This is a genomic window from Afifella pfennigii DSM 17143, from assembly GCF_000688515.1.
Classification (GTDB): Bacteria; Pseudomonadota; Alphaproteobacteria; order Rhizobiales; family Afifellaceae; genus Afifella; species Afifella pfennigii.
Window position 1 is genome coordinate 1 of record NZ_JHZK01000012.1, and the last position, 12,173, is coordinate 12,173.

Genomic DNA, 12,173 nt, shown 5'->3' on the forward strand with positions numbered 1-12,173 from the left:
ATCGAGCGCTGGCACCAGACGCTGAAGAACCGGATCCTGCTCGAGAACCACTATCTGCCCGGCGCGCTCGAGGCCGCCATCGGCGACTTCATCGATCACTACAACCACCGCCGCGTCCACGAGAGCCTCGGTAACGTCACGCCTGCCGATGCCTACTTCGGCAGGGCGCCGGCCATCCTCGAGGAGAGAAGGAGGATCAAGGACGAAACCATCCGGCAGCGCCGCTTGCTCAACCAGCAGCCCGCAGCCTAACGTCAACCCAATCGAGCCAGACCCTCCAAAGCGTCATGGCCTCCGAAGTCCCGAAATATCTGACGACGGACACTCACGGCTTTCTTCGAGGAACGGCGCGGGCGGCTTTACGGCTTCCGCTTCCGCGACCGGGCGGACTTCAAATCCTGTGCGCCCGGCGCCGCGCCTGGGCCTGAGGACCAGGCAATCGGCACCGGCGACGGGGCGCGGGCGAGCTTCGACCTCGTCAAGACCTACGGGGCGGCGCATCTGCCCTGGACGCGGCGGGTGCACAAGCCGGTGGAGGGCTCCGTGCGCCTCGCCGTCGATGGCGTGGAGCAGGAAGAAGGCGTCGATTTCTTCGCCGACCATGTCGCCGGGCAAGTCACCTTCGTGCCGGGGCGCGAGCCGGCGGCCGGGGCGGGCGTGACGGCCGGCTTTGTCTTCGACGTGCCGGTGCGCTTCGACACCGACAAGCTCGACATCGACCTTGCCGCCTTCGAGGCGGGCGAGGCGCCGAACGTGCCGATCGTGGAGATCCGGCTATGAAGGACTTCTCGCCAGAACTCGCCGACCATCTTGCCGGCCCCATCACCACGCTTTGCGCCTGCTGGAAGATCACCCGCGGCGACGGCGCGGCGCTCGGCTTCACCGACCACGACCGCGAGATCGCCTTCGGCGGGCTCGCCTATCGGCCGCAGGACGGGCTCAGCGCCACGGGCGCCGTCGCAAATGCCGGGATGGAGGTCGGCGGGCTGGAGGTCGCCGGGGCGCTCACCTCCGAGCGGCTTGCCGAGGCCGACCTTGCCGCAGGGCTCTACGACAATGCCCGCGTGGAGATGTGGCTGGTCAATTGGGAAAGCCCCCAGGAACGGCATTTGATGCGCATCGCCGAGATCGGCGAGGTGAAGCGCGAGGGCGAAGCCTTCACGGCCGAATTGCGCAGCCTCTCCCACCGGCTCGACCAACCGCAAGGGCGGCTCTTCTCGCATCTCTGCGACGCCGATCTCGGCGATGCGCGCTGCGGCGTCGCCGTCGCCGGGATGACGCGCGCGGCGAACGTGACGGCGACGGACGGCGCCTCCTTCGTGGAGACGGACGGCCTCGCCGACCCCGCTGGCACCTTCTCGCGCGGGCTTCTCACCTTCACCTCCGGCGACAATGCCGGGCGCAAGATGGAGGTGACGCGGCACGCCCTCGCAGAGGCCGGTACGGGCAGGGCGCGGCTTTCCCTGTGGCAGGCGATGGAGAAGGACATCGCCGTCGGCGACGCCTTCACCGTCGCGCCGGGCTGCGACAAGCGCTTTGCCACCTGCCAGGGCACCTTCGGCAATGCCGCCAATTTCCGCGGTTTCCCGCATATGCCGGGCAACGACTTCGCCTGGGCGACGGCTTTTGGCGGCGGCGGGACGAGCGGCGGCGGCACGGCGCCGAACGCGTGATGGCGCGCCGTTCCGACATCCTCGCCGCGGCGCGCGGCTGGCTCGGCACGCCCTACCGCCACCAGGCCTGCTGCAAGGGCGTCGGCTGCGACTGCCTCGGCCTCGTGCGCGGCGTTTACGCGGAGGTGACGGGAAGGATGCCGGAGGCGCCGCCGCCCTATACGCCGGACTGGGCCGAGGCACACTGTGCCGAGACGCTGGCGGAGGCGGGGCGCCGGCATCTTACCGAGATCGCGCCGGGTCTGGCGGAGCCCGGCGACATCCTCCTGTTTCGCTGGCGGCGCGGCCTGCCGGCCAAGCATGCAGGCATCCTGAGCCAGCCGGGATGGATGATCCACGCCCATGAAGGGGCGGCGGTGGCGGAAGTGCCGCTCGGCATCTGGGCGCGAAAGATCGCCTACGCCTTCGCTTTTCCGGAGGACAACGGGTAATGGCAACGCTTCTTCTGGGCGCGGCCGGGGCGGCTTTCGGCTCGCTCTTCGGCGGCGTCGGCCTCATCGCCGGACGTGCCGCCGGGGCGCTCGCCGGCTACGCCCTCGACCAGGCGCTGTTTTCGACAAGTCGCAAGGTGGAAGGCCCGCGCCTTTCCGACCTCACCGTGCAGGGCTCCACGGAGGGCGCGCCGATACCGCGCGTCTACGGAAAGGTGCGGCTCGCCGGCCAGGTGATCTGGGCGACCGATTTCGAGGAGGTGGTCACCACGACGCGCAGCGGCGGCAAGGGCGGGCCGAAGGTGACGCGCACCGACTACAGCTACTACGCCAATTTCGCGGTCGGCATCTGCGAGGGCGAGATCGCGCGCATCGCCCGCATCTGGGCGGACGGCAAGCCGCTCGATCAAAGCGGTGTCAATCTGCGGGTTCATCGCGGCACGGAAAGCCAGGCGCCGGACCCGCTGATTGTGGCGCGGACGGGCGCGGCGCCCGCCTATCGCGGCCTTGCCTATGTCGTCCTGGAACGCCTGCCGCTCGCGGATTTCGGCAATCGCCTTCCCCAGCTCTCCTTCGAGGTCATCCGCCCGGTCGGCTCCATCGAGGCGCATTTGCGCGCCGTCACCGTCATTCCGAGCGCCGGCGAGTTCACCTACGATACGGCGCCGCGGCTGAAGGTGATGGGGCCGGGCAGCTATGAAGGCGAGAACGTGCATGCGGCGCGCGAGACGGCCGACTGGGACGTTGCCATCGACGAATTGGCGGCGCTCTGCCCCAGGCTTGAATGGGTGACGCTGGTCGTCGCCTGGTTCGGTACGGATCTGCGCGCCGGAGCCTGCGAGATCAGGCCGATGGTCGACGACAAGACCAAGGTGGTGAGCGGCGGCGCCTGGTCCGTCGCCGGGCTGACGCGCGGCACCGCCGAGGAGGTCTCGCGCATCGGGGGCAGGCCCGCCTATGGCGGCACGCCGAACGATGCGGCGGTGGTGGCGGCCATCAAGGACCTCAAGGCTCGCGGCTTCAAGGTGGCGCTGCTGCCCTTCATCCTGATGGATATTCCCGCCGGCAACGGCCTCACCGACCCCTATACGGGCGGGGCGGGCCAGCCGCCCTATCCCTGGCGCGGCCGCATCACCGGGGCGCGGGCGCCAGGCGTGCCAGGCTCGCCGGACAAGACCGCAGCGGCGGCGAGCGAAATCGCCAGCTTCCTCGGCAGCGCCGATACCGGCGATTTCGGCCTTGCGGGAGAGACGGTGAGCTATGCCGGCCCGGACGAATGGCGCTACCGCCGCTTCATCCTGCACCATGCCTTCCTCGCCAAGGCGGCGGGCGGGGTCGATGCCTTCACCATCGGCTCCGAAATGGTCGGGCTGACGCAGCTACGCTCCTCGGCGAGCGTCTATCCCTTCGTCGGCGGCCTGCGCACGCTGCTTGGCGAATGCCGCGCCGTTCTCGGCGGCGGCACGGACATCTCCTACGCCGCCGACTGGTCGGAATATTTCGGCCATCAGCCGCAGGACGGGACGGGCGACGTCTTCTTCCATCTCGACCCTCTCTGGGCGGAGGCCGATTTCGTCGGCATCGACATGTACTGGCCGCTCGCCGATTGGCGCGGCGAGAAGGGCCATGCCGACGAGGTGCCGGGCCGCTCGCTCTACAATCTCAATCATCTGAGGGCGAACCTTGCCGGCGGCGAGGGCTTCGACTGGTACTACGCTTCGCCCGCCGAACGGCGCAGCCAGACGCGCTCCGCCATCACCGACGGGGCGGCGGGCAAGCCCTGGGTCTTCCGCTTCAAGGATATCGAGAGCTGGTGGCGGAACTATCATTACGACCGGCCGGGCGGGGCGGAGGCGGCAAGCCCGACGCCATGGGTGCCGGAGGCAAAGCCGATCTGGCTGACGGAATTCGGCTGCCCGGCCGTCGACAAAGGCGCCAACCAGCCGAACGTCTTCTTTGACCCAAAATCCTCCGAATCGGCGCTGCCGCATTTCTCCACCGGCGAGCGCGACGATCTGATGGCGCGCCGCTATATCGAGGCGGTGCTGACGGCCTACGACCCGGCGCATCCCGATTATGCCGGCTTCAACCGGCCGGCGGCGGTGCCCGGCGGCTACATGGTCGACCCGGCGCATCTCAACGCCTGGACCTGGGACGCCAGGCCCTATCCCTGGTTTCCGGCCCTGGAACACGTCTGGGGCGACGGGCCGAACTGGCGGCTCGGCCATTGGCTGAACGGCAGGCTGGGGGCGCTCGACCTTGCCCATCTCATCAAGGGGGTGCTGGAGGACCACGGCTTCGCCGATTACCGCATCGAGGATGTGCACGGGCTCGTCGAAGGCTTTCTCGTCGGCGAGCGGCTTTCGGCCCGCGATACGCTCGAAGCGCTCCTTGCCGCCTACGGCGTCGACGCGGCCGATGCCGGAGACGCCATCCGCTTTCGCGGCCGCGAGCGCCCGGCCGATGCGGTGATCGCGACGGGCGAGCTCATCGACGAGGCGGAGGCGCCGCTGATGAGCCTGACGCGGGCGCAAGAGAGCGAGCTTGCCTCCGAGGTCGCCATCCGCACGCTCTCGCCCGACAACGATTACCGCATGGCAACGGCGGCGCAGCGCCGCCTCGCCGGGAAGAGCCGGCGCATCCTCACGCTCGACCTTGCCGTCGTCGCCGGCGACGGCGATGCAGAGAAGCTGGCGGAGAACCTTCTCGCCGATATCTGGGAGGGGCGCGAGACGGCGGGCTTCTCGCTGCCGCCGAGCCGGGCGGCTCTGGAGGCGGGCGATGCGGTGGAGCTTGCCGCGGGAAGCCGGACGCGCACGCTCCTCATTCAGCGCATCGCCGACCGGGAGGCGCGTGAGATCGGCGCAAGGCGGGTGGCGCTCGGGCGGCGCGGCACCAGCGCGGCGGCGCCGCGCGAGCAGGGCATCGTTGCCGAGCCGGCCTATGGACCGCCGCTCGTCCGGGTCATGGAGCTGCCGCCGCCCAGCGATGGCAGCGAGGCGGAGAAGACGCGGCTTGCCGCCTTCGCCGAGCCCTGGCCGGGGGCGCTCGCCGTCTATCTGGCGGAGGCGGGCAGCGGCTACCGGCCGCTGTCGACGATGAGCCGGCGGGCGGTGATGGGCGAGCTTGCCGCGTCGCTCGGCGCCGGGCCGGAAGGCGTCTTCGACCTTGGCAACCTTGTCGAGGTGGAGCTTTACGCCGGCGAGCTCTTCTCGCTGCCGGAGACCGACGTTCTCGCCGGCGGCAACCTTGCCGCGGTGATGGCCGAGAACGGCGATTGGGAGGTGCTGCAATTTGCCGAGGCGGAGCTTGTCGGCGACAAACGCTATCGCCTCAGAAAGCTCCTGCGCGCCCAGGGCGGCAGCGAGGCGGCGATGCGGGCCGGCGCCTCGGCCGGCAGCGCCTTCGTGCTCCTGGACAGGGCGGTCTATCCGCTGCCGCTCGGCCTCGACGCTCTGGGGCGGGCGCATCTTTTGCGCATCGGCCCGGTTTCCGACGAGCACGCGGCGGCAAGCTTCGCTGAGATTTCCCTCACGCCCGCCGGGCGCGGGCTGAAGCCCTTCGCGCCGGTGCATCTCAGCGCCCGGCGCGTGGCGGGAAGCGGCAATATCGCCATTACCTTCATCCGGCGCACGCGCTTTGCCGGCGATAGCTGGGAGCTTGCCGAAGTGCCGCTCAACGAGGCGGTCGAAGCCTATCGGCTGGACATCCTGCAAGGCGGGATGCCGGTCCGCAGCGTCGATCTGACCTCGCCGGCCTTCACCTATCAGGCGGGCGAGGAGATCGCCGATTTCGGCGCTCCGCAGACGGAGATCGCGCTTCGTTTGGCGCAGCTTTCCGCCGTCGCCGGGCCTGGCTTCGCCGCCGAGGCGGTGATCGGCCTCTGAAGGCCGGACCCGCATCCAGCCAATCGAAACGGTCAAGGAGCGCCGTCATGATCGCGGTGGAGGAATTGCGCGCCATCGTGGGAAAGGCGGCGCGCGCCGATATTCTCAAGGGCCTTGCCGAAGGGCTTGCCGCCTATGGGGCGCAGTTCGGGCTTCACCGGCCGGAGGCGCTCGCCCAGTTTCTCGCCCAGATCGCCCATGAGAGCGGGCGCTTCCGGCATCTGGAGGAGGTCTGGGGGCCGAGCGCGGCGCAACGGCGCTACGATACCCGCACCGATCTCGGCAATACGGCGGCCCCCGACGGCGACGGCTATCTTTATCGCGGGCGCGGCCTCATCCAACTGACGGGGGCGGGCAATGCCCGCGCCTTCTCCGCCTGGGCAGGCAAGCGCTTTGCCGGCGCGCCGGATTTTCTCGCCGAGCCGCAAAAGCTCGCCGCGTTTCCCTGGGCGCTGCTTTCCGCGCTGTTCTTCTGGGAGGCGAACGGGCTCGGCCGGTTCGCCGTCAAGGGCGACCTTACGGCGATCACAAGCGCCGTCAATGGCGGGCTCAACGGGCTTTCCGAACGGCGGCATCTTTACGTGCGCGCGGCGCTGACCCTCCTCGGCTACCGGCTGGAGAGAGGCGTTCTCGCCCGCTTCCAGAAAGAGCGCGGCCTTGTTGCCGACGACATCGCCGGGCCGGCGACCCGCGCCGCCCTGCATGCCGCGCTTTCAGAACTGCCGGTGCTTAAGCCCGGCGCGGCCGGGGAAGAGGCGGCGAAAGAGGTTCGGCGCATCGTCGGCCTTCCCGCCGAACTCGTCCTCGTCCTGGCCCTTGCCCTCGCCGCGCTCGCCGCGGCGATGTTTCTGCCCGAAGGAGGTTTGCCATGAGAACCGTCAGCCAACCCGACGCCATCCCCACCAACAAGCTTTCCGCCGCCACGCTCACGGCCGCGATCGCGGCGGTGCTCGAAATCGTGGTGACGCGGTATTTTCCGCATTACGCCGACCCCACCATCTGGGCGCCGCTCGGCCCGGTGCTGGCCTTCGTGGTGGGCTACTTCGTCAAGGACCGGCCGAATGTGTGAGAGGGACCAAGCTTCCCGAAAAGCCGCCCCTCGCCGAAAAGATCATCGACCAAATGGACCGCGAAGATGCGCGAGCGAACGCCAGCTATCGGTTCGGCGTCGTGGCCATCGCTCATCCTCATTGCCATGGCTCTCGCCCGGCTGCTCGGCTCGGCGAGGGATTGCGCCGGCCCGCGAGTAATTCGGCGCCTTGTCGTCTTCTCACTTCTCATTCCCTTGCCTGCTGCCTTCTCTCCTGCCATTCAGCCGGCATTCAGCCCGTTGTGCTAGAAGGGCCGCCATGCAACGCGCCGGCCGATTCCTCGCCCTGCTTCTCGCCCTCTCGCCGCTTCTCATCGGCGAGGCGGCGGCGGCGTGCCTGGGCTCCGGCGAGGCGCGCCAGGCGGTGAGCTCGAGCCGGGCGATGCCACTCTCCGCGGCGCTCGCGCGCGCCGGCATTGCCGGCGAGGTCGTCAGCGTGCAGCTCTGCGAGGAGGGCGGGCGCTACGTCTACCGCGCCGCCGTGCTCGGGCCGGACGGGCGCGTCAACCAGGTCAGCGTGCCGGCGAATTAACCTCACAGGAAAGGACAAGGGCGCCATGCGGGTGCTGGTGGTGGAGGACGACGAGGATCTGAACCGGCAGATGGTGGCCGCGCTCAGCGAGCAGGGCTATGCGGTCGACACCGCGCTCGACGGCGAGGAGGGGCACTTCCTCGGCGAGAGCGAACCCTACGACGCCGTCATCCTCGATATCGGCCTGCCGCAGATGGACGGGCTGTCGGTGCTGGAAGCCTGGCGGCGGGAGGGGCGCACCATGCCGGTGCTCATCCTGACGGCGCGCGACCGCTGGTCCGACAAGGTGCAGGGCATCGACGCCGGCGCCGACGATTACGTCGCCAAGCCCTTCCATATGGAGGAGGTGCTGGCGCGCATCCGGGCCCTGGTTCGCCGCGCCGCCGGCCATGCCTCCAACGAGCTCGTCGCAGGCCCGGTGCGGCTCGACCTCAGGGCCAGCCGGGTGACGGTGGCCGGGAACCCGGTCAAGCTCACCTCGCACGAATACAAGGTGCTGGAATACCTCATGCACCACCGTGGCAAGACGATCTCGCGCACGGAGCTCACCGAGCATCTCTACGATCAGGATTTCGACCGCGATTCCAACACCATCGAGGTCTTCGTCGGGCGCCTGAGGAAGAAGCTCGGCACCGACATCATCGAGACGGTCCGCGGGCTCGGCTACCGCATCGACCCCGCGCCCGAGGCTTGAGGGCGGCGATGCAGAAAGCGAGCCCGGCCACGACGCCGGCTTCTCCTTCCCCTCCCGCCAGACGGGCCGGCTCGCTCAGCCTGCGCCTTGCCGTCTTCGCCGCAGCCGGCAGCGCGCTCGCCCTCCTTCTTGCCGGCATCCTCTTCGTCTCCCTCTTCCGCGACAGCGTGCAGCGCAATTTCGACGCCCGCCTCATCGCCATCCACAAGGCGCTGGTCGGCACCGTCGTCGCTTCCGGCGACACGCCCGCGGAGACCGAAATTGCGCTCGGCGAGCCGCGCTTCTCCCTGCCGCAATCAGGCTGGTACTGGCAGATCCGCGCCATGGAGAGCGGCGAGACGGTGACCGCCTCGCCCTCGCTCTTCGGCGACCGGCTCGCCGTCGGCGATCTGCCCGATGCGAGCGGGCGGCCGCGGGTGCTGACCTTCACCGGTCCCGGCGGACGCGACCTCAGAGCCGTGGAGCGGCAGATCACCCGCGCCGACGGTACCCGGCTCGCGGTGCTCGTCGCCGGCGACGCCAGAGCGGTTTTTCGCGACATCTCCCGTTTTGCCACCATCGTCGTCGTGACGCTCGGCCTCTTCGGCGTGCTTCTCGCCGTCGGGACGGCCTGGCTGGTGCGCTTCGGGCTGAGGCCGCTGCGCGACATGCGCGCCGCGCTGCAGGCGGTCAGGAACGGCGAGCGCACCAGCCTCGGCGGCGCCTGGCCTGACGAGATCGCGCCGCTGGCGGAGGATCTGGACGCGCTGATTGCCTCCAATCGCGAGATCGTGGAGCGCGGAAGACGCCATGTCGGCAATCTCGCCCATGCGCTGAAGACGCCGCTCGCCGTCCTGAAGAACGAGGCGGCGATGGAAGACGGCCCATTGGCGGAGCGGGTGAAGGGCCAGGTCGGGCTGATGCAGGGCCAGATCAGTCATCATCTCGACCGGGCGCGGATCGCCGCGCAGACCAACGTCATCGGCGCGCTGACGCCGGTGGCGCCGGTGGCCGAGGCGCTGGCGCGGGTGATGCAGAAGGTGCATGGGGCCGGGCGCGATCTTTTGATCACCACCGAGTGTCCGCCGGACTTGACCTTCCGGGGGGAGAAGCAGGACCTTGAGGAGATGATCGGCAATCTCCTGGACAATGCCTGCAAATGGGCCAAGGGGCGCGTCTCGCTGACAGTGCAGGCGGCGACCGGGCCGCAGACGCGGCGGGCAAGGCTCGTCATCGCCGATGACGGGCCGGGGCTTTCGCAAGAGGAACGCCGCCAGGTGCTCGCCCGCGGCGCCAGGCTCGACGAGACCAAGCCCGGCTCCGGCCTCGGTCTTTCCATCGTGGAGGAACTCGCCCGGATCTATGGCGGCGCCCTGACGCTGGAGCGCTCGCCATGGGGCGGGCTGGCCGCCGTGCTCGACCTGCCGGTGACGGGGCGAGGCGGATGACCCAATTTTCGCCATCCTGCTCTGAAAGGCATCCGGTCGCGTTCACGTCGGGGGCTGCCCCCGCAAGGGGCTCTTGGGGAAGGGAAGTATCTATGAAAGTCAAAGCGGCGGGTGCTCTTGTCGGCGCCCTCATTCTTGCCGGATGCCAGTCGCAGCCGGGCGCCATGGGCGGACGCGAGGTGATCGGCACGGCCGGCGGAGCGCTCGCGGGTGGCATCATCGGCAGCCAGTTCGGCTCCGGCTCGGGCCAGGTGGCGGCAACCGCCATCGGCGCACTCGCCGGCGGCCTCATCGGCAACCGCGTCGGCGCCAGCCTCGACGAGCAGGCTCGCCAACAGGCGCTTGCGGCAGAGTATCGCGCGCTGGAATACGGCCAGCCGGGCCGCCCCGTGGAATGGCGGGCAACCTCGGGCAACTACTACGGCGAGATCGTGCCGGGCCAAGTCTATCAGGTGAATTCCGTTGACTGCCGCGATTATGCCCATACGATCTATATTGACGGTACGCCGCAGGTGGCGCGCGGCACGGCCTGTCGTCAGGCCGACGGTACCTGGCGCCCGGTGAGCTGAGGCTTTGACCGGTTGCGGGGCGCATGCCGTGGAACGAATATCGGGGGGATAGCCTGCGGGGCGCGTCGTTTCGGCGCGGCAGGCAGGCTCGCACATTGCCGACAGGCTTTGGGACCCATACATCTCCCCGTGGGTTAAGGGCTTGAAGGCGCATGCTTCTCTGGTTGGCAATTGCAGTACTCACCGCCGTGGCGATCCTGGCGGTACTCGTTCCGTTGTCCCGGGAGGCCAAGACGGTCGCTCCCGGTGCCGCCGAGGATGCGGCCGTCTATCGCCGTCAACTCACCGAGCTTGAACGCGAGCGCGAGGCCGGCCGCATCGGCAAGGAAGAGGCGGAGGCGGCGCGCGCGGAAATCGCACGCCGGCTGCTGGCCGCGGAGCGGGAGGCGGAGCCCGCGGCCGACCGCAAGGGCGGGCTGTGGCGCCGCCGCGCCACCGCGATCGTGGCGCTCACCGGCATCCCCGCCGTCGCGCTTGCGTTTTATATGGCGCAGGGCTCGCCCGGCATGCCCGATCAGCCCTTGCAGGCGCGGCTCGGCACGCCGAGCGGGGAGAACATCTCGCTGCTGGTCGCGCGCACGGAAGAATATCTTTCCCGCAACCCCGATGACGGCCAAGGCTGGGAAATCCTCGCCCCGGTCTATATGCGTCTCGGCCGGCCGCGGGACGCGGCCCGCGCCTATGAGAACGCCATCCGGGTCTTGGGCTCCAGCACCGAACGCCAGACCAATCTCGGCGACGCGCTGGTGATGGCGGCCGGCGGGGTCGTCACGGAGGAGGCGCGCGGCGCCTTCCAGGCGGCCATCGAGGCGGCGAAAGCGAGCGAGGAGGGTGCGCCGGAGGCGCGTTTCTATCTGGCGCTCGCCAAGCAACAGGAAGGCGACGTGGCCGCCGCCGTGAAGGAACTGCGGGAGCTGCTGGAAGGCGCGCCCGCCGACGCGCCGTGGCGCGAGGCCGTGCAGGAGACGATTGCCCGGTTGGCGGGAGCCCAGAACGAGGCGGCGGCGGCGCTGTTCCAGAGCCCGGAGCCGCAGGTCGGCCCGGTGGCGCGCAGCTTGCCGGAGACGCATCCTGAGGTCGGCTCCCCCGCCCCCGCCCCCGCCCCCGCCGCCGGCGGCCCGAGCGAGGAGGAAGTCGCCGCGGCCGCGGAAATGGCGCCTGAAGATCGCATGGCGATGATCGAAGGCATGGTGGAGAATCTGGCGAGCCGGCTTGAGGAACAGCCGGACGACGCTGAAGGCTGGCTGAAGCTGGTGCGCTCCTATGCGGTGCTGGGGCGCAAGCAGGACGCGGTGGAGGCGGTTCGCTCGGCGCTGTCGTCGGTCTCCGATCAGGGCGGACGCCGCGAAATCGCTCAACTTGCCACCGATCTTGGTCTGCCGGGGATGGAGGAACTTTCGCAATGACACGCAAACAGCGTCGCCTGTCGCTGATCGGCGGAGCCGGCCTGGTTCTGGCGTTCGCCTTCGGCCTCGTCACCTACGCCCTCAACGACCAGATCGTCTTCTTCTACGCTCCGAGCGACGTGAAGGAGAAGGGCGTGGAGCCCGGCTCGCGCATCCGCCTCGGCGGGCTGGTGGAGGAAGGCTCCCTGAAGCGCGAAAGAGACGGCGCCGTGTTCTTCTCCATCACCGATACGGCCAATGTCGTGCCGGTCCAGTATACGGGCATCCTGCCGGACCTCTTCCGCGAGGGGCAGGGCGTCGTCGCGGAGGGACGCTTCGATGCGAGCGGCGCCTTCACCGCCGACAACGTGCTTGCCAAGCATGACGAGAACTACATGCCGCCGGAGGTCGCCGACGCGCTGAAGAAGCAGGGCGTGTGGCAGCACGGCGAGGAGAGCAGTCTGCAGGAAGGCATGGTCCAGTGA

Annotated in this window: 12 protein-coding genes and 1 pseudogene; all 13 read left to right on the forward strand. The window is 69.4% G+C overall.

Going from position 1 to position 12,173, the window contains the following annotated elements:
- Positions 1 to 252, forward strand: a 252-nt coding sequence (locus Q331_RS0110125) for an integrase core domain-containing protein (protein WP_026380587.1), incomplete at its 5' end; no start/stop codon positions are given.
- A gap of 78 nt (positions 253 to 330) precedes the next feature.
- Positions 331 to 780, forward strand: a pseudogene (locus tag Q331_RS23430) (phage distal tail protein, Rcc01695 family); the annotation flags it as partial.
- Positions 777 to 1,673, forward strand: coding sequence for a DUF2163 domain-containing protein (locus Q331_RS0110135; protein ID WP_026380588.1), 897 nt, complete (start codon positions 777 to 779; stop codon positions 1,671 to 1,673). The pseudogene Q331_RS23430 and the gene Q331_RS0110135, both read left to right, overlap by 4 nt.
- A complete protein-coding gene (locus tag Q331_RS0110140; protein ID WP_026380589.1) occupies positions 1,673 to 2,104 on the forward strand; it encodes an NlpC/P60 family protein in 432 nt (143 codons plus the stop codon). Before Q331_RS0110135 ends, Q331_RS0110140 begins: the two co-directional genes overlap by 1 nt.
- Positions 2,104 to 5,991, forward strand: a complete 3,888-nt coding sequence (locus tag Q331_RS0110145) for a baseplate multidomain protein megatron (RefSeq protein ID WP_026380590.1) — start codon at positions 2,104 to 2,106, stop codon at positions 5,989 to 5,991. The genes Q331_RS0110140 and Q331_RS0110145 overlap by 1 nt, the downstream gene beginning before the upstream one ends.
- A gap of 47 nt (positions 5,992 to 6,038) precedes the next feature.
- Positions 6,039 to 6,863, forward strand: coding sequence for a glycoside hydrolase family 19 protein (locus tag Q331_RS21015; protein ID WP_051630990.1), 825 nt, complete (start codon positions 6,039 to 6,041; stop codon positions 6,861 to 6,863).
- A complete protein-coding gene (locus Q331_RS0110155; RefSeq protein WP_026380591.1) occupies positions 6,860 to 7,060 on the forward strand; it encodes a hypothetical protein in 201 nt (66 codons plus the stop codon). Before Q331_RS21015 ends, Q331_RS0110155 begins: the two co-directional genes overlap by 4 nt.
- A gap of 280 nt (positions 7,061 to 7,340) precedes the next feature.
- A complete protein-coding gene (locus tag Q331_RS0110160) occupies positions 7,341 to 7,613 on the forward strand; it encodes a PepSY domain-containing protein (protein WP_026380592.1) in 273 nt (90 codons plus the stop codon).
- A gap of 25 nt (positions 7,614 to 7,638) precedes the next feature.
- Positions 7,639 to 8,307, forward strand: a complete 669-nt coding sequence (locus Q331_RS0110165) for a response regulator (RefSeq protein ID WP_026380593.1) — start codon at positions 7,639 to 7,641, stop codon at positions 8,305 to 8,307.
- Between the two features lie 8 nt (positions 8,308 to 8,315).
- The gene (locus Q331_RS0110170) at positions 8,316 to 9,734 is read left to right on the forward strand and encodes an ATP-binding protein (RefSeq protein WP_026380594.1); all 1,419 of its coding nucleotides are present in this window, start codon (positions 8,316 to 8,318) and stop codon (positions 9,732 to 9,734) included.
- 92 nt (positions 9,735 to 9,826) lie between these two features.
- The gene (locus tag Q331_RS0110175; RefSeq protein ID WP_026380595.1) at positions 9,827 to 10,303 is read left to right on the forward strand and encodes a glycine zipper 2TM domain-containing protein; all 477 of its coding nucleotides are present in this window, start codon (positions 9,827 to 9,829) and stop codon (positions 10,301 to 10,303) included.
- Positions 10,304 to 10,467: 164 nt separating this feature from the next.
- Entirely contained in the window at positions 10,468 to 11,709 is a 1,242-nt protein-coding gene (ccmI, locus tag Q331_RS0110180; protein WP_210164936.1) for a c-type cytochrome biogenesis protein CcmI, read from the forward strand.
- Positions 11,706 to 12,173, forward strand: a complete 468-nt coding sequence (ccmE, locus tag Q331_RS0110185) for a cytochrome c maturation protein CcmE (protein ID WP_026380597.1) — start codon at positions 11,706 to 11,708, stop codon at positions 12,171 to 12,173. Before ccmI ends, ccmE begins: the two co-directional genes overlap by 4 nt.

Bases quoted from the DNA above. Each gene is read 5' to 3' on its own strand.
- Q331_RS0110175 (WP_026380595.1), top strand. From the start codon at position 9,827: ATGAAAGTCAAAGCGGCGGGTGCTCTTGTCGGCGCCCTCATTCTTGCC.
- Q331_RS0110140 (WP_026380589.1), top strand. From the start codon at position 1,673: ATGGCGCGCCGTTCCGACATCCTCGCCGCGGCGCGCGGCTGGCTCGGC.
- Q331_RS0110155 (WP_026380591.1), top strand. From the start codon at position 6,860: ATGAGAACCGTCAGCCAACCCGACGCCATCCCCACCAACAAGCTTTCC.
- Q331_RS0110145 (WP_026380590.1), top strand. From the start codon at position 2,104: ATGGCAACGCTTCTTCTGGGCGCGGCCGGGGCGGCTTTCGGCTCGCTC.
- Q331_RS0110170 (WP_026380594.1), top strand. From the start codon at position 8,316: ATGCAGAAAGCGAGCCCGGCCACGACGCCGGCTTCTCCTTCCCCTCCC.
- Q331_RS0110160 (WP_026380592.1), top strand. From the start codon at position 7,341: ATGCAACGCGCCGGCCGATTCCTCGCCCTGCTTCTCGCCCTCTCGCCG.
- Q331_RS0110165 (WP_026380593.1), top strand. From the start codon at position 7,639: ATGCGGGTGCTGGTGGTGGAGGACGACGAGGATCTGAACCGGCAGATG.
- ccmE (WP_026380597.1), top strand. From the start codon at position 11,706: ATGACACGCAAACAGCGTCGCCTGTCGCTGATCGGCGGAGCCGGCCTG.
- Q331_RS21015 (WP_051630990.1), top strand. From the start codon at position 6,039: ATGATCGCGGTGGAGGAATTGCGCGCCATCGTGGGAAAGGCGGCGCGC.
- Q331_RS0110135 (WP_026380588.1), top strand. From the start codon at position 777: ATGAAGGACTTCTCGCCAGAACTCGCCGACCATCTTGCCGGCCCCATC.